The sequence below is a fragment of the Pseudomonas sp. RIT-PI-o genome, from assembly GCF_001297215.1.
Classification (GTDB): domain Bacteria; phylum Pseudomonadota; class Gammaproteobacteria; order Pseudomonadales; family Pseudomonadaceae; genus Aquipseudomonas; species Aquipseudomonas moraviensis_A.
In genome coordinates, this window is sequence record NZ_LHPA01000041.1 from 275,722 (window position 1) to 292,846 (window position 17,125).

Below are 17,125 nucleotides of genomic sequence, written 5' to 3' on the forward strand. Positions count from 1 at the left end.
CCCGGTCGCTAAATGACCACCGATTTTCGGGCCGGGAAAATGGCGTCAAAAGTGTGGCCCGCCCGGCCCGGAAGGGCAGCTACAAGCCGCAAGCTTCAAGCGGCAAGCTCAAGCTGTCCGAGTCCTGCTTTGACTTGCCGCTCGAAGCTTGCAGCTTGCAGCTGCTGCAATGAATGACTACTGGCGCGTGTATGCCCAACAGAGCCGCGGTATACTGCCGCGCCTTTTTAGCGTCGCGCCACAAAGGGACAGCCGCAAGCCTCAAGCGGCAAGCTCAAGCTGTCCGCGTAATGCTTTAACTTGCCGCTTGAAGCTAGAAGCTTGTAGCTGCCCCACCGTGTTTTTCGAGGAGCGCGACTCATGACCGTGATCAAGCAAGATGACCTGATTCAGAGCGTTGCCGACGCTTTGCAGTTCATTTCCTATTACCACCCCGTGGATTTCATCCAGGCGATGCACGAGGCCTACCTGCGCGAAGAATCGCCGGCGGCCCGTGATTCGATGGCGCAGATCCTGATCAACTCGCGCATGTGCGCCACCGGCCATCGGCCGATTTGCCAGGACACCGGTATCGTCACCGTGTTCGTCCGTGTCGGCATGGACGTGCGTTGGGATGGCGCCACCATGGGCCTGGACGACATGATCAACGAAGGCGTGCGTCGCGCCTACAACCTGCCGGAAAACGTCCTGCGTGCCTCGATCCTTGCCGACCCGGCAGGCGCTCGCAAGAACACCAAGGACAACACCCCGGCCGTGATCCACTACTCCATCGTCCCGGGCAATACCGTGGAAGTGGACGTGGCGGCCAAGGGCGGCGGTTCCGAGAACAAGTCGAAAATGGCCATGCTCAACCCGTCCGATTCGATCGTTGACTGGGTGCTCAAGACTGTTCCGACCATGGGCGCTGGCTGGTGCCCGCCAGGCATGCTCGGTATCGGCATCGGCGGCACCGCGGAGAAAGCCGCGGTGATGGCCAAGGAAGTGTTGATGGAATCCATCGACATTCACGAACTCAAGGCCCGTGGCCCGCAGAACCGCATCGAAGAAATGCGTCTGGAGTTGTTCGAGAAGGTCAACCAGTTGGGCATCGGCGCCCAGGGCCTCGGTGGCCTGACCACCGTGCTCGACGTGAAGATCATGGACTACCCGACCCACGCCGCCTCGCTGCCGGTGTGCATGATCCCCAACTGCGCTGCCACCCGTCACGCGCACTTTGTGCTCGACGGTTCCGGCCCGGCCTCGCTGGAAGCGCCACCGCTGGACGCCTACCCGGAAATCGTCTGGGAAGCCGGCCCGTCGGCCCGCCGTGTCAACCTCGACACTCTGACGCCGGAAGACGTGCAGAGCTGGAAGCCGGGCGAAACCGTGCTGCTCAACGGCAAGATGCTCACCGGTCGCGACGCCGCGCACAAGCGCATGGTCGAGATGCTCAACAAGGGTGAAACCCTGCCGGTGGACCTCAAGGGTCGCTTCATCTACTACGTCGGCCCGGTTGATCCGGTCGGTGACGAAGTGGTTGGCCCGGCTGGCCCGACCACCGCGACGCGGATGGACAAGTTCACCCGGCAGATCCTCGAGCAGACCGGTTTGTTGGGCATGATCGGCAAATCCGAGCGCGGCCCGACTGCGATCGACGCGATCAAGGACAACAAGGCTGTGTACCTGATGGCCGTCGGCGGCGCGGCTTACCTGGTTGCGCAAGCGATCAAGAAGTCCAAAGTGCTGGCGTTTGCCGAACTGGGCATGGAAGCGATCTACGAGTTCGAGGTCAAGGACATGCCGGTCACCGTGGCGGTGGACAGCAAAGGTGAGTCCGTACACATCACTGGCCCGGCGATCTGGCAGCAGAAGATCAGCGAAAGCCTGGCGGTAGAAGTGCAGTAAGCCCTTCGCTTCCATGAAACGGCCGACTCATCCGCAGGGATGAATCGGCCGTTTTCATATGTGCAAACCGATCGCGATAAAAAAGCTGCCGGAGCATACAAAATGATCTTGCGCACCTGTCAGATCTGACAGGTTCATTTACCCGCCATTCTTGTTAGCGTCAGTCCAGTCACGCCCACCCCGCGCGCAATGGATTCGACCATGCCTGAACAACAAGAGCTGAGCATCACCACCCCCTCCATCGCCAAAAGCGCATCGATCGCCACCATTGGCAAAAGCTGGGGCGCGGTGGGGCCGACCGGAGCGGCTTCGTTCGAACTGCCGATTCCGACGACGGCCGGGCGCGGCTGGGATGCGCAGTTCTCGTTGAACTACAGCAGCCAAAGCGGCAACGGTCCGTTCGGGCTTTCCTGGCACTTGGCCGGCGCAGGTCAGATCAGCCGTAGAACCAACAAAGGCGTACCGCGCTATACCGATCACGACGAGATCATCGGCGTCGACGGCGAAGTATGGATGCCGGAGCTGGATGTAAACGGTGAAATCAGATTCCGGGAAGAAAACACCTATAACGATGTCGACATCGGCCCGCACAGGGTCGTGCGCTACTGGCCGCAAGTGGAAAGTGATTTCGCCCTGCGTGAGTGCTGGCAAGCGCAAACCCGAGAAGCCGATCCACCGTCATTCTGGCTGATACACGGCGCCGACGGTTCGCTGCACCTCTACGGCAAGACCGAAGCCAGCCGAATTGCCGACCCCGACGCGCCTGGACATATCGCTGCCTGGTTAATAGGCGAAAGCATGAACGCGCGCGGCGAACATATCTGTTTCGACTACAAGGCCGACGATCAGGATCCCGACCCGCTGCATGAATACCGCGCCCAGCGGTATCTGGCCCGCGTGTGCTACGGCAATTTCACCGCCAGCAACAATCTGTACAGCTGGACCACAGAACACCCCGCCGAACTGGACTGGCATTTTCATCTGCTGTTCGATTACGGCGAACGCAGCACGTCACTGAGCGATATCCCAGCGTACGACGGTGACACCCTGAAACCCTGGACGCTGCGAACGGACAGCTTTTTGACCCATGGTCAGGGGTTTGAGCTGGGCACGCGCAGACTCTGCCAGCAAGCGTTGCTGTTCCATCATTTCCCCGCAAAGCCGACTGACCAACCGAAACTGGCGAGCCGCCTGCTACTGGAATACCGGCGACCGCAGGACGGCGCAAAGTGGACCTATAGCCAGATCAGCGCGGCGCACTATCAGGCATTCGATGCCACAGGCTTCGTCGAAAATACGCCACCGGTCGAGTTCGACTACGCCCCTTTTGACCTCAATAAAACCCCGCTTCGCTTTCTTGAGTTCGATACGCAGCCGGGTATCGAGGACGGCGGTTTTTATCAGTGCGTTGATCTTTTTGGCGAAGGTGTGCCGGGTTTTCTCTGCCGCCATGACCAGAGCTGGTACTACCGCGAACCGCGGCGCGCGACCCAAGGCACCGATGCAATCGACTATGGGCCCTGGGTCGCGCTGGACAGGATTCCGGTGGCTGATCGCAACCGGCCGGTCCAGCAACTGTTGACCGACCTGACGGGTGACGGTCGGCTCGACTGGGTTACTGCCCGACCGGGCATCAGTGGGTTTCGCACCCTGACAGAGCAACGCACGTTTGCCGACTTCATTCCGTTTGGCAAATTCCCACCGGAATTTTTCAACACGCTCTCGACACTCGGCGATTTGACTGGAGATGGTTTGAGTAGCCTGGCATTGATCGGGCCGAACTCGGTGCGACTGTATGCCAACGAACGTGAACAGGGCTTTGCTGCTCCCGAGGAGGTCGCTCACAAACCCGACGACGACCGCTTGCCGTTGTTCAGCAACTCCCGCACAGAACTGGTGGCGCTGAGCAGTTTTCTGGGCAGCGATATGCCTGAGCTGTGCCGGATTCGCCACGATGAACTCCGTTGCTGGCCGAACCTGGGCCATGGTCGGTTTGGCCGTGGCCGCAAGATCAGCGCGTTGCCCTTCAGCTATGAGCAATTCGATTCGTCCCGGGTACGCCTTGCCGACTTCGACGGCTCCGGTGCCCCGTCGCTGATTTATCTGAACTCCGACGCCTTCGATATCTATTTGAATCGCGGCGGCAATGGCCTGGAGCAAATACCGGTCAGCGTGCCGTGGCCCGACGGCGTGCGCTACGACCGGTTCTGTCAGGTGAGTTTCGCCGACTTGCAAGGCCTGGGCTGCGCCAGCCTGATCCTGACGGTAACGCACATGCAGCCGCAGCATTGGCGTTACGACTTCGTTTCGGCCAAGCCGTATCTGCTGACCAGCAGTAACAACAACATGGGCTGCAGCGCCAGCGTGGTCTACCGCAGCTCGGCGCAGGAATGGCTGGATGAGAAACGCCATTTGCCCACCCTCAGACGTTTTCCGGCGTGCCACCTGCCATTCCCGGTGACGGTGGTCAAAAAACAGCAGCAACTGGATGAAATCACCGGCAACTGTCTGACGCAGGTTTTCACCTGGCGGGAAGGTTTCTACGACAGCCGCGAGCGCGAGTTCCGCGGTTTCGGCCTGTTGCAGCAAACCGACAGCGAGAGCGCCGGCGACGATCAGGGCGACGGCTTCAGCGAGCCGATGCGGGTCTTCACCTGGTTTCATACCGGGCAATCGATGAACCGCTCGCGTGACGACTATTTCACTCACGACGCACATGCAGTGCCACTGGGCGATACGCTGTTCAGCCGCTACCACGAGGCGGACGATTGCGAGGAACAGCTGGATGCTCCTGACGCAGACACTTGCTACCAGATTTCCCGGGCACTGGTTGGCGCGGTCACGCGCATCGAGACCTATGCCGATACAGGCGAGGATGTTCCGCGGGTCACCACGCCTTTTACCGTCGAAGAAACCCGTTATCGGGTGCGCGAGGTGGGTAAACAAGGCGCGACCGCCGCCGCCGTCCTGCTGCCGCTGGTGGTGGAAAAAATCAACTACCAGTACGACGGCTTCGTCGACGATCCCATGTGCCGCATGGATCTGGTCCTGCGCTACAACGCTTACGGCCAGGCGACGCACTCAATCACCGTGAGCTACGCCCGGCGGCTCACCGACAACGATACGCCGCCGTTCGACGATCCTGATGAACGGCAGTGGTAGTCAGACGCCCATGACCCGGCGCAACAATCGTTCTACCTGAATGAAAGCCGCTCTGCGCTCATCGATCTGGACAAGGATCCGCAGCATTGGCGGCTCGGTTTGCCCTATCAGCAGCGCGGCAATGCGCTGGTCTTGCCCAAAGGCACACTGCCCACCGGGCTTATGCCTGGGCAGGTCTCTTATGACTGCCTGATGGAACATGAGGATTCGCCGCAATGGAACGCCCAGCGAGTGCTGACCACACAGTCCGTGCAACGTTACGTGAGTACCGACGGCAAACTGCTGGACGACGGCACTGCCAGCTTCGAAGCCTTGTTCGGCCCGTTGGAAGTGGCACAACTGGACAAGACGGCGCTGGACGCTTACAGCGTTCTATCGAATTTCGACGTGCGGACCGAATTGGCAAAAATCGGTTACACACCGATGCCGTTCCTGTTCTGGGTCCACCCCATGGGCAGCAGGGAGCAGGACCTCTGGTCGGCGAATTTCGGCTACGCCGAATATGCCGGCCCCGAGCGTTTCTACAAGGTACGGCGTTACCGTGAAACGCTCAGCCATGGCTATACCAGTGCCGAATACGACCCTTACTCGCTGGCCATCATCTGCGTGGAGTTACCGGACGGCTGTCTGACGCGTATCGAGTACGACTATCACGCGCTGCAACCGCTGCAAATCATCGATGCCAACCTGAACATTCATCAGAGTTTTTATGACCCCGCCAGGCAGCCTCTGGCCACCAGTTTCCATGGCACCGAGAACAACAGGGAGGCGGGGTTCAAGCCACTGAGCGAATACAGAATTCCGGATGACCGCAGCCCCGCTGCCGCCATTGCCTACCCATCCGATGCCGTACAAAAAGCCGCGAGTACCCTGCGCAAGGACCTGTTCAGCTGGATGGGTCGGATCGCCAGTGATACCCGCGCCGCCTTGGCCTGGATCGCCCAGGGTTATCTGCTGCCCAGCGGCCACATCAGGGCCAGCGCGCGCCGCCGACTTGCCCGGCCTGGTAACGTCCTGACGCCCGATGAGCGAGCCCTGCAAGATGCCATCGCCGCCGTGCATCGCGAACCGGTCCACAGCGTGATCCTCAGCGCCGACCGCTACCCGGACGATCCGCTGGCGCAGATCCAGATCATCAAAGCCTGTGTCGACGGCTTTGGCCGCGCTCTGCAAACCCAGCAGCTGGTCGATCCGGGCGAGGCGTATGCCGTGGACGCTGACGGTTCACTGATTATCGAAAATGGTCAGATCAAAGTGGTCGATGCCAATCCGCGCTGGCGCATCAGCGAGCGTGTCGAATTCAACAACAAGGGTTTGCCGGTTCGTCAGTACCGCGCGTTTTTCGCCGATACCTATACCTACGTCAACGATCAGTCCCTGCGCACCCTCGGCCATCACGACAAGGTTTTCTATGACGTCATGAGCCGGCAGGTGCGATTGATCAATGCCAAGGGGCACCTGTCCCGAGTGGCCTACCATCCCTGGTTTCAAACCAGCGAAGATTTCAACGACACTGCCGAGACACCATCTCCAACCCAGGCGCCAGGGTCGTGACCGCCAACGTGCATCGCCGCACACCCGCGCTGGCCGTGGGCGATGCGCGTGGCTTGCCAGTGCGTCAGGTCGGGTACTTGCGCAGTGTGACCGACGACACTCCCAAAGCCCTGGTAACCCGGCAGCAGCACGACTGCGCCGGGCGGCTGGTCGAACAATGGGATCCGCGCCTGTCGGCAGCGTGCCTGACCACGGTTTACCGCCTGGACGGATCGGCCTTGAAAACCGACAGCGTCGACGCCGGCTGGCGCCTGACCCTGCCCGGGCTCGCCGGTGAGCCTTTGCGCCGCTGGGATCAGCGCGGCAGCCATTGGCAGACGCTCTTCGATGAGCAACTGCGGGTGGTCGCCGTCGGGGAAAATGGCCGGCCCAACGTGGATGTTTTCATCTACGCCGACGCCTCGGCCGAGGCGGGGCTCAATCAGCGCGGCCAGTTGCTGGAACAAAAGGATCGTGCCGGTTCACTGCTTACCGACAGTTTTTCCCTGACCGGCCCGTCTCTGAAGGAAACCCGCACGTTCCACGACGGTGAGCCATTTACCAGCCACCAAGTGTTCAGCCCCCTCGGCGCACTGCTGGAGCAGACCGACGCCGGCGGCCACCGGCGACGCTTATGTTACGGCCTGGCCGGGCAACTCAAGGACGCGCAACTGCTGATCAGCGGCACGTCTGACTGGCAACCGGTGTTGATCGACGCGCAGTACAACGCCAACGACCAGATCATCGAACAACTGGCCGGGAATCGGGTGCACAGCACGTGGACGTATGACCCGGCGGATAATCGTTTGCACACCCAGTCCAGCCACCACGAAGAACGTGGGGTCCTGCAAGACCTCGAGTACTTCTACGACCGCGTCGGCAACATCACCCGCATCGAAGACCACGCTTTTGCACCGCGATATTTCGCCAACCAACGGATCGACGGCCACCGTGATTTCATCTATGACTCGCTTTATCGGCTGATCAGCGCCACCGGCCACGATGCGGGCCCGCCGCCGGACATCCCCGGTCTGCCGCAACCGGGTGACCCTAACGATCGCCGCAACTACACCCAGACCTATCAATACGATCACGGTGGCAACCTGATCGAACTGTGCCATGTACGGGCGGGCAACCATTACACCCGGCAAATGCGCATCGATCCGAACAGTAATCGCGGGGTACGCTGGGAAACAGAAGAGCCGGAACCGGAGTTCGACGTTCTGTTTGATCGCCACGGCAACCTGAACGCGATGAACCCCTGCAAACCGCTGACCTGGAATGCCCGCGACGAGCTGCAAAGCGTGACCCTGATCCAGCGCCCGGACGGCCCCGATGATGCCGAACATTACCGCTACAGCCAGGGCATGCGCGTGTTCAAGCGCCACGAAACCTTGGCGGCCAACACCGCGCACTTTCATCAGGTGCGCTACTTGCCGGGGCTGGAAATCCGCACGCGCGACAATGGCGAAGAACTGCACGTCATCACCCTCGGCAACGCCCGTTGCCTGCATTGGGCAGCGAAACAACCCGAAGGCATCGCCACCGATCAACTGCGCTACAGCCTGGAAGATCACCTTGGCTCCTGCGTCATGGAACTCGGTCAGCAGGCGCAACTGATCAGCGCCGAAGGTTACTACCCGTTCGGCGCCACGGCATGGATGACCGCGCCCTCAGAGATCGAAGCCCCCTACAAGTTCATCCGCTATTCGGGCAAGGAGATGGACGCGAGCGGTTTGTATTACTACGGCGCCCGTTATTACGCGCCATGGTTGCAGCGCTGGGTCAGCGCCGACCCGGCGGGGGATGTGGATGGGCTGAACCTGTATGGATTCGTTGGCAATAATCCGCTGCGGTACTTCGATGCTCAGGGGCAACAGCGAACACCTTCTGAATTACTGACCGTGGCGACAGACTACGAAAACCTGCTTGCTGTTGTTACAGGCAAACTGGACAAATCGATCTATCAACTCAGCCATTTGAACTCCACCAGGGATATCTACCGTTCCAGCGGGAAGCGTGCAGCCCTGACCCTGCTCAACGTTCTGGCCTCTGCCCTCACTGCGGGTACGGCGCTTACTGCAGGAACATTCGTCGGAACATTTGCCACGTTCAACCCGATCACCGGGTTGGGTATCGGCATAGCCACAGCAGCCATCGCCGCAGACGTGACAGGTGCAGGGATAGACAAGCTAGGCGCAGACAATCCTTACGGCTACAAACTGTTGCCCGACAGCGCAGATTACGATGTCGGTCGTCTGGCTGAAGAAGCCAAACCCACGGATGGGAAAAATAAAATCAAATCCTTTCTCTCAAAATATGACCCCCGCACCACCGACGGTAACAAGGAAAGTCTGATAGCAGGAACCATTGGAGTCGCTGATGACATCACAGGAGGCACTCATCTGGAAAAATGGCTGGCCTTTTTCCGTCTCAGTGTCGAAGTGACGGAGGCACTCAATAATTCGCTCGGGCAGCGCGATCTGGACCTGGTAGGACAAAGTATCGAATTGACCGCCGATTACCTCGCTGCCCGGAAGGAGCTGTATGACCAGGCATTGGCAGAGCTTGAAGGTCTCGGTCGAGAGCACATTGCAACGGCCCAAGGCACCCGCTATCGCCTGGGACAGGTCGAGACCGCTGTGCTGGGCAAGTTGAACCGTGTCACCGAGTTGCTGCCGAGAGTGTCGGCACACCAGCAGAAAAAAAGTGCAGCGAATCACTTATGAACGCTCGCGCCTTGACTCGCACACCAGACATAGTCGCTTGGGATGGCAGAGGCCTGGCTGTCAGACAGATCGCCTGTTTGCGCAAACCCGGTGACCCTGCTGTGCAAATGCTTGTCGCTCGCCAGTATTACAATGCGACAGGCGCGGTGGTTGAAAAATGGGATGCGCGTCTTTTTGGCTCAAGCCCCCGTCCCAACCTTGCCCTCGTCTATTCACTGAACGGCGAGCCCTTGAAAACCGACAGCGTCGACGCCGGCTGGCGCCTGACCCTGCCCGGGCTGGCCGGTGAGCCTTTGCGCCGCTGGGATCAGCGCGGCAGCCATTGGCAGACGCTCTTCGATGAGCAACTGCGGGTGGTCGCCGTCGGGGAAAATGGTCGGCCCAACGTGGATGTTTTCATCTACGCCGACGCCTCGGCCGAGGCGGGGCTCAATCAGCGCGGCCAGTTGCTGGAACAAAAGGATCGTGCCGGCTCACTGCTTACCGACAGTTTTTCCCTGACCGGCCCGTCTCTGAGGGAAACCCGCACGTTCCACGACGGTGAGCCATTTACCAGCCACCAAGTGTTCAGCCCCCTCGGCGCACTGCTGGAGCAGACCGACGCCGGCGGCCACCGGCGACGCTTATGTTACGGCCTGGCCGGGCAACTCAAGGACGCGCAACTGCTGATCAGCGGCACGTCTGACTGGCAACCGGTGTTGATCGACGCGCAGTACAACGCCAACGACCAGATCATCGAACAACTGGCCGGGAATCGGGTGCACAGCACGTGGACGTATGACCCGGCGGATAATCGTTTACACACCCAGTCCAGCCACCACGAAGAACGTGGGGTCCTGCAAGACCTCGAGTACTTCTACGACCGCGTCGGCAACATCACCCGCATCGAAGACCACGCTTTTGCACCGCGATATTTCGCCAACCAACGGATCGACGGCCACCGTGATTTCATCTATGACTCGCTTTATCGGCTGATCAGCGCCACCGGCCACGATGCGGGCCCGCCGCCGGACATCCCCGGTCTGCCGCAACCGGGTGACCCTAACGATCGCCGCAACTACACCCAGACCTATCAGTACGATCACGGTGGCAACCTGATCGAGCTGTGCCATGTACGGGCGGGCAACCATTACACCCGGCAAATGCGCATCGATCCGAACAGTAATCGCGGGGTACGCTGGAAAACAGACGATCCGGAACCGGAGTTCGACGTTCTGTTCGATCGCCACGGCAACCTGAATGCGATGCACCCCTGCAAACCGCTGACCTGGAATGCCCGCGACGAGCTGCAAAGCGTGACCCTGATCCAGCGCCCGGACGGCCCCGATGATGCCGAGCATTACCGCTACAGCCAAGGCATGCGCGTGTTCAAGCGCCACGAAACCTTGGCGGCCAACACCGCACACTTTCATCAGGTGCGCTACTTGCCGGGGCTGGAAATCCGCACCCGCGACAACGGCGAAGAGCTGCACGTCATCACGCTCGGCAACGCCCGTTGCCTGCATTGGGCAGCGAAACAACCCGAGGGCATCGCCACCGATCAACTGCGCTACAGCCTGGAAGATCACCTTGGCTCCTGCGTCATGGAACTCGGTCAGCAGGCGCAACTGATCAGCGCCGAAGGTTACTACCCGTTCGGCGCCACGGCGTGGATGACCGCGCCCTCAGAGATCGAGGCCCCCTACAAGTTCATCCGCTATTCGGGCAAGGAGATGGACGCGAGCGGTTTGTATTACTACGGCGCCCGTTATTACGCGCCATGGTTGCAGCGCTGGCTCAGTGCGGATCCGGCGGGGGATGTGGATGGGCTGAACCTGTATGGATTCGTGCGCAACAATCCGATGACTTACTTCGACACGACAGGCAACAAAACAGAAGAAGCCCAGCCGTCAAGCACAGGCGCTCTGGCGTTTATTACCGGAAACACTCCCACAGAGCGTATGCAGAAGAAACTGGCCTTCCATAACGAGCTGCTTTCAGCGGTCGATCTGGCTGTCAGGGATGTCACCACACAGATACTCAATCATCGTTCCGAGACCAACAGCAGGGTATCAACCGCGAAACGAACAGGTTTTTTTCTTGCGGAAAAGGGCGCGTCCAACGCGGTTGGCATAGGCATGGGCGCAGCCGGGGTAGCAATGGGAATCCCTGGCGGCCCTCTGGGAATGCTGATTGGCGGAGCTCTTGGTTTCGTCGTCGGAAAAACCGTGAGTAGAACGACGAAAGCGATCGGCAAAAAAACCGGTTTGAACACCTCCATCAGCTTGCAAACGGATCGATTGAAAGGACCCAGGCTGTTAAAGCAAACACAGGGCGAACAAGGGCCCGTGATCAACTTTAAAGCTATCGCCAGTTACAACCCGCTCACACCCGAAGGACGGCAAGAGATCCAACAAGGCGGCATCGCGGCTGGCAAGGAACTGGCCCTGGCAGCCGCTGGCAAGATCCCCTACGTCGGGCCGGCCATTAAGGTGATTCCGGACACCCTCGATCTCTTGAATGAAATAGTAACCAGCGCAAATGATCTTACCGAGGATGAGGTGACTGCACTGGATGCCGACATTACCGACACGATCAATATGCTGCAGTATCGCTCGAAACATTTAATCGAAACGGTCAAGACCCTAAGTCGTACGGACCCCTCCAAGCGCATTGAACGCATTGAACGCATTGAACGCGACACAGGACAGCGAATAAGAAGGCTTCGAAACCTGAGGACCGTGCTTCATTCCAATTCGTCGACTTTTACTGCCGTATGAAAAGGTGACGCCGCCGCTCCTGGCCTGAACAGCGCTCATGGTAAGGTGCCTGCCCGTCCTTATTCCTGCGCCCAGCATGCTGCCGACTTCCCGTACCCTGCGTCTGTCGTTGTATTCCCTGCTGATCATCGCCGGCACTGTCGTGGCCGCGACCCTCGCCATGCGCCACGCCGAGCGTCAGGCACAGGAAGAAGACGCCACCCGCGCGAACCAGCAACTGGGGCTCTACGCCAACTCATTGCACACCCTGATCGACCGCTACCGCGCGCTGCCCGCCGTGCTGGCGCTGGATCCGCAATTGCGTTCGGCACTGGGCGGCCCTGTCGATGCGGCGCAGCAGACCGCACTGAATCTGAAGCTGGAAAAGATCAATGGCGCGGCGCAGTCCTCGACCCTTGAACTGCTCGACCGCACCGGCCTGGCCGTGGCCGCCAGTAACTGGCGCTTGCCGAGCAGTTACGTCGGTCACAATTACGGCTTCCGCCCCTACTTCAGCCAGACCCGCACCCAAGGCACCGGGCGTTTCTACGCGGTGGGTGTGACCAGCGGCATTCCCGGTTATTTCCTCTCAAGCGCTGTGCTCGGGGACAACGGCGAGTTCCTTGGCGCGATGGTGGTCAAGCTGGAATTTCCCGAGCTGGAGCGCGAATGGAGTCAGGGCAGCGACACGCTGCTGGTCAGTGATGCGCGCGGGATCATCTTCATCGCCAACCAGCCGGGCTGGCGTTATCGCGCCTTGCGGCCGTTGAGCGCCAGCGATCTGGCCGAGATCAAAACCACCCGCCAGTACGACAAGCAATCGCTGGTCCCTTTGACCCATTTGCCGCTACGGCGCTTCGATGACAACAGCGATCTGCGCCGGGTCGAAGGCCCGCAGGGCACGGCGGATTATCTGTGGGAATCGCTGCCGCTGACGACCGAAGGCTGGACCCTGCACCTGCTGCGCCGCCCGCAAGTGGCCTTCGAGGATTTGCGCAACGCCGCGCTGGCCGCCGCCGGGGTGTGGCTGGCGCTGGTGTTCCTGTTGCTGTTTCTCAACCAGCGCTGGCGGCTGGCCAAGGTCCGCCAGCGCAATCGCGAAGAACTCGAGCGTCTGGTCGAGGAGCGCACCCGCGACCTGCGCACTGCTCAGGAAGGTCTGGTGCAGTCGGCCAAGCTCGCCGCGCTGGGGCAGATGTCCGCCGCGCTGGCCCATGAAATCAATCAACCGCTGACCGCTCAGCGCATGCAACTGGCGACCATGCGCCTGCTGCTCGAACATGGCCGCGTGGATGACGCGTACAAGGCGCTGAAACCGGTGGACGACATGCTTACGCGCATGGCCGCCCTCACCGGCCACCTCAAGACTTTCGCCCGCAAAAGTCCGAGCGGTTTGCGTGAGCGTCTGGATCTGGCGACCGTGGTCGATCAATCGCTGCAATTGCTCGATGCGCGGCTGCGCGACGAGCAGGTCAGCCTGGTGCTGCATCTGACACGCCCGGCATGGGTGCGCGGTGATGCGATTCGTCTCGAACAGGTGCTGATCAACCTGTTGCGCAATGCGCTGGACGCCATGCAAGGCAAAGCCTGCAAGCGTCTGCAAATCCGTCTGGAGGCCGACGAGCAATTGTGGCGGCTGAGCGTCAGCGACAATGGTGGCGGCATTGCCGAGGAGCATCTGGGCCAGGTGTTCGATCCGTTCTTCACCACCAAACCGGTGGGTGACGGCCTGGGCCTGGGGCTGGCAGTATCCTTCGCCATCGTGCATGAATCCGGCGGCCGTCTGAGCGCCGAGAATGCCGACAACGGCGCGGTGTTCAGTCTTACTTTGCCAATCGATCTGGAGGCACACATCTGATGCTCAATTCGGTGATGGTGGTCGACGACGAAAGCAGCATTCGCGACGCCGTCGAACAATGGCTGAGCCTGTCGGGCTTCGAAGTGCAGCTGTTCAGCCGCGCCGAAGAATGCCTCGCCGCGCTGCCGGAGCATTTTCCCGGGGTGATCCTCAGCGATGTGCGCATGCCCGGCATGGACGGTTTGCAATTGCTCGCCGAGGTGCAGAAGCGCGACGCGGATCTGCCGGTGATTCTGCTCACCGGCCACGGCGACGTGCCGATGGCAGTTGAAGCCATGCGCGACGGTGCCTACGACTTCCTGGAAAAACCGTTCAGCCCGGAAACCCTGCTCGGCAGTCTGCGCAGGGCGCTGGACAAACGCCGCCTGGTCCTGGAAAACCGCGCCCTGCACGAACTGGCCGACAACCGCGCGAAGCTGGATGCGACGTTGCTGGGCGTGTCCCGGGGTTTGCAGACGTTGCGTCGGCAGGTGGTGGATCTGGCGGCGCTGCCGGTCAACGTGCTGATCCGTGGCGAAACCGGCAGCGGCAAGGAACTGGTCGCGCGCTGCTTGCATGATTTCGGCCCGCGCGCCGACAAACCGTTCGTGGCGCTGAACTGCGCGGCGATCCCGGAACAACTGTTCGAGGCCGAACTGTTCGGCCATGAGAGCGGCGCGTTCACCGGCGCCTCGGGCAAGCGCATCGGCAAACTGGAGTACGCCGATGGCGGCACGCTGTTTCTCGACGAGATCGAAAGCATGCCGCTGGCCCAACAGGTGAAATTGCTGCGGGTGTTGCAGGAGCAAAAGCTTGAACGGCTGGGCTCGAATCAGAGCATTCGGGTTGATCTGCGCATCGTTGCGGCGACCAAACCGGACCTGCTTGATGAGGCCCGCGCCGGACGTTTTCGCGAAGACCTGGCTTATCGCCTGAACGTCGCCGAACTGCGCTTGCCGCCGCTGCGCGATCGCCGCGAAGATATTCCGTTGCTGTTCGAAACATTTGCCCAGAACGCCGCCCAGCGTCTGGGCCGGACCTTCCCACCGTTGACCGGCGCCCAACTGAGTCACCTGCTCAGCCACGACTGGCCAGGCAACGTCCGCGAACTGGCCAACGTTGCCGAGCGTCAGGTGTTGGGGCTGGATGAACCGGTCGCCGGAATCGATCCGGGGCAATCGCTGGCGGCGCAGCAGGAAGCCTTCGAAGCGCAATGCCTGCGCGCGGCGCTGACCCGGCACAAAGGCGATGTGAAAGCCGTGCTCGAAGAACTGCAACTGCCGCGCCGCACGTTCAATGAAAAGATGCAGCGCCATGGGTTGAGTCGGGAGATGTTTTTGGCCGAGTGAGGCAGAGATTTGTGGTGTAGCTGAAATCCATCCCCCTCACCCCAGCCCTCTCCCCCAGGGGGGCGAGGGGGAAGGGAGCCGATCTCCATGCTTTCCCGAATCTGTATTCGACTCGATATTGCAGGTCGATGTAACCCACGAGAACACCTCGGTCAGTTCCCTCTCCCTCTGGGAGAGGGTTAGGGTGAGGGGCTTTGATCTTCACGCCGATAAGCGGAAATCCGCTCACACAAACCAATCAGTCGGCACAAATCCGCTCACCCATTCCCCCTACCCCCTCTAAACCGGCCCTCCGGCCCTTGGCACAGCTCCTGCTATAGCCCCGGCAGGCTGCGTTCCGACGCGCTCCACAAAAACAATTAAACGAAGGATCCTTCAATGGATAACTCCAACGCCCTGCCTCTCGGGTCGGCTGCCGTGCCGGCCAAACCGAGAACCACCGCCAGCCGGATCAAATCGATCTTCAGCGGCTCTGTCGGCAACATGGTCGAATGGTACGACTGGTACGTGTATGCCGCCTTCTCCCTGTACTTCGCCAAGACCTTCTTCCCCGCCGGTTCAACCACCGCGCAACTGATGAACACCGCAGCGATCTTCGCCGTCGGCTTCCTGATGCGCCCGATCGGTGGCTGGCTGATGGGCATGTACGCCGACAAGGTCGGACGCAAGAAAGCGCTGATGGCCTCGGTGTACCTGATGTGCTTCGGCTCGCTGCTGATTGCCCTGAGCCCGAACTATGAAACCATCGGCATCGGCGCGCCGATCCTGCTGGTGTTCGCCCGCCTGCTGCAAGGCCTGTCGGTCGGTGGCGAGTACGGCACGTCGGCGACGTATCTGTCCGAGATGGCGACCAAGGAACGTCGCGGCTTCTTCTCCAGCTTCCAGTACGTAACGCTGATCTCCGGCCAGCTCATCGCCCTCGGCGTGCTGATCGTGCTGCAAAACATGCTGACCACCGAACAGCTGTACGCGTGGGGCTGGCGCATCCCGTTCGCCATCGGCGCGCTGTGTGCGGTCGTGGCGCTGTACCTGCGTCGCGGCATGGAAGAAACCGAGTCGTTCACCAAAAAAGAGAAGTCCAAGGAAAGCGCCATGCGCACCTTGATGCGCCACCCGAAAGAGCTGTTGACCGTGGTCGGCCTGACCATGGGCGGTACCCTGGCGTTCTACACCTACACCACTTACATGCAGAAATACCTGGTGAACACCGTCGGCATGAGCATCTCCGACTCGACCACCATTTCTGCCGCCACACTGTTCCTGTTCATGTGCCTGCAACCGATCATCGGCGGCCTGTCGGACAAGATCGGCCGGCGCCCGATCCTGATCGCCTTCGGCGTGCTCGGTACGATCTTCACCGTGCCGATCCTGATGACCCTGCACACCATCCAGACCTGGTGGGGCGCGTTCTTCCTGATCATGGCGGCGCTGATCATCGTCAGCGGCTACACCTCGATCAACGCCGTGGTGAAAGCTGAATTGTTCCCGACCGAAATCCGCGCCCTGGGCGTCGGCCTGCCTTATGCACTGACCGTATCGATCTTCGGCGGCACCGCTGAATACATCGCGCTGTGGTTCAAGAGCATCGGCATGGAAACCGGTTACTACTGGTACGTCACCGCGTGCATTGCCGTGTCGCTGCTGGTGTACATCACCATGAAAGACACCCAGAAGCATTCGCGGATCGTGACTGACTGATAGGGCTTTTGATCAACACAAATCCACTGTAGGAGTGAGCCTGCTCGCGATAGCGGTGTATCAGTCGCCATCACTGATATCTGACACACCGCCATCGCGAGCAGGCTCACTCCTACAAGGTTTGCATCCGGGTGGAAATATGCACTGGCTCCTTGCACTATGGCTGCATCCGAATGCAGCTCAGGAATCCGCTCC

Annotated in this window: 8 protein-coding genes; all 8 read left to right on the top strand. The window is 60.5% G+C overall.

Annotated features, from left to right (window positions below; translation table 11 throughout):
* The first annotated feature begins 360 nt into the window (after window positions 1-360).
* The 8 genes from AEQ63_RS23530 to AEQ63_RS23560 all read left to right on the top strand — a co-directional run bounded on the left by AEQ63_RS23530 (window position 361) and on the right by AEQ63_RS23560 (window position 16,930).
* Entirely contained in the window at window positions 361-1,884 is a 1,524-nt protein-coding gene (locus AEQ63_RS23530; RefSeq protein ID WP_016773454.1) for a fumarate hydratase, read from the top strand.
* Between the two features lie 201 nt (window positions 1,885-2,085).
* A complete protein-coding gene (locus AEQ63_RS23535; protein ID WP_330219473.1) occupies window positions 2,086-5,046 on the top strand; it encodes a SpvB/TcaC N-terminal domain-containing protein in 2,961 nt (986 codons plus the stop codon).
* A gap of 99 nt (window positions 5,047-5,145) precedes the next feature.
* Window positions 5,146-6,600 (top strand): hypothetical protein, encoded by a 1,455-nt coding sequence (locus tag AEQ63_RS29185; protein ID WP_330219474.1) that lies wholly within the window; start codon window positions 5,146-5,148, stop codon window positions 6,598-6,600.
* Window positions 6,597-9,308: an RHS repeat-associated core domain-containing protein gene (locus tag AEQ63_RS23540; RefSeq protein ID WP_064365052.1), complete on the top strand. Its 2,712-nt coding sequence runs from the start codon at window positions 6,597-6,599 to the stop codon at window positions 9,306-9,308. Before AEQ63_RS29185 ends, AEQ63_RS23540 begins: the two co-directional genes overlap by 4 nt.
* Entirely contained in the window at window positions 9,305-12,067 is a 2,763-nt protein-coding gene (locus AEQ63_RS23545; RefSeq protein ID WP_082367956.1) for an RHS repeat-associated core domain-containing protein, read from the top strand. The genes AEQ63_RS23540 and AEQ63_RS23545 overlap by 4 nt, the downstream gene beginning before the upstream one ends.
* Window positions 12,068-12,143: 76 nt before the next feature.
* A complete protein-coding gene (locus AEQ63_RS23550; protein WP_064365054.1) occupies window positions 12,144-13,904 on the top strand; it encodes a sensor histidine kinase in 1,761 nt (586 codons plus the stop codon).
* Entirely contained in the window at window positions 13,904-15,232 is a 1,329-nt protein-coding gene (locus AEQ63_RS23555) for a sigma-54-dependent transcriptional regulator (RefSeq protein ID WP_064365055.1), read from the top strand. Before AEQ63_RS23550 ends, AEQ63_RS23555 begins: the two co-directional genes overlap by 1 nt.
* A 378-nt stretch (window positions 15,233-15,610) precedes the next feature.
* Window positions 15,611-16,930 carry an MFS transporter gene (locus tag AEQ63_RS23560; RefSeq protein WP_024014128.1) on the top strand — a complete coding sequence of 440 codons (1,320 nt, stop codon included), beginning with the start codon at window positions 15,611-15,613 and terminating at the stop codon, window positions 16,928-16,930.
* Window positions 16,931-17,125 lie beyond the last annotated feature (195 nt).

Bases quoted from the DNA above. Each gene is read 5' to 3' on its own strand.
- AEQ63_RS23530 (WP_016773454.1), top strand. From the start codon at position 361: ATGACCGTGATCAAGCAAGATGACCTGATTCAGAGCGTTGCCGACGCT.
- AEQ63_RS23535 (WP_330219473.1), top strand. From the start codon at position 2,086: ATGCCTGAACAACAAGAGCTGAGCATCACCACCCCCTCCATCGCCAAA.
- AEQ63_RS23545 (WP_082367956.1), top strand. From the start codon at position 9,305: ATGAACGCTCGCGCCTTGACTCGCACACCAGACATAGTCGCTTGGGAT.
- AEQ63_RS23550 (WP_064365054.1), top strand. From the start codon at position 12,144: ATGCTGCCGACTTCCCGTACCCTGCGTCTGTCGTTGTATTCCCTGCTG.
- AEQ63_RS23555 (WP_064365055.1), top strand. From the start codon at position 13,904: ATGCTCAATTCGGTGATGGTGGTCGACGACGAAAGCAGCATTCGCGAC.
- AEQ63_RS23560 (WP_024014128.1), top strand. From the start codon at position 15,611: ATGGATAACTCCAACGCCCTGCCTCTCGGGTCGGCTGCCGTGCCGGCC.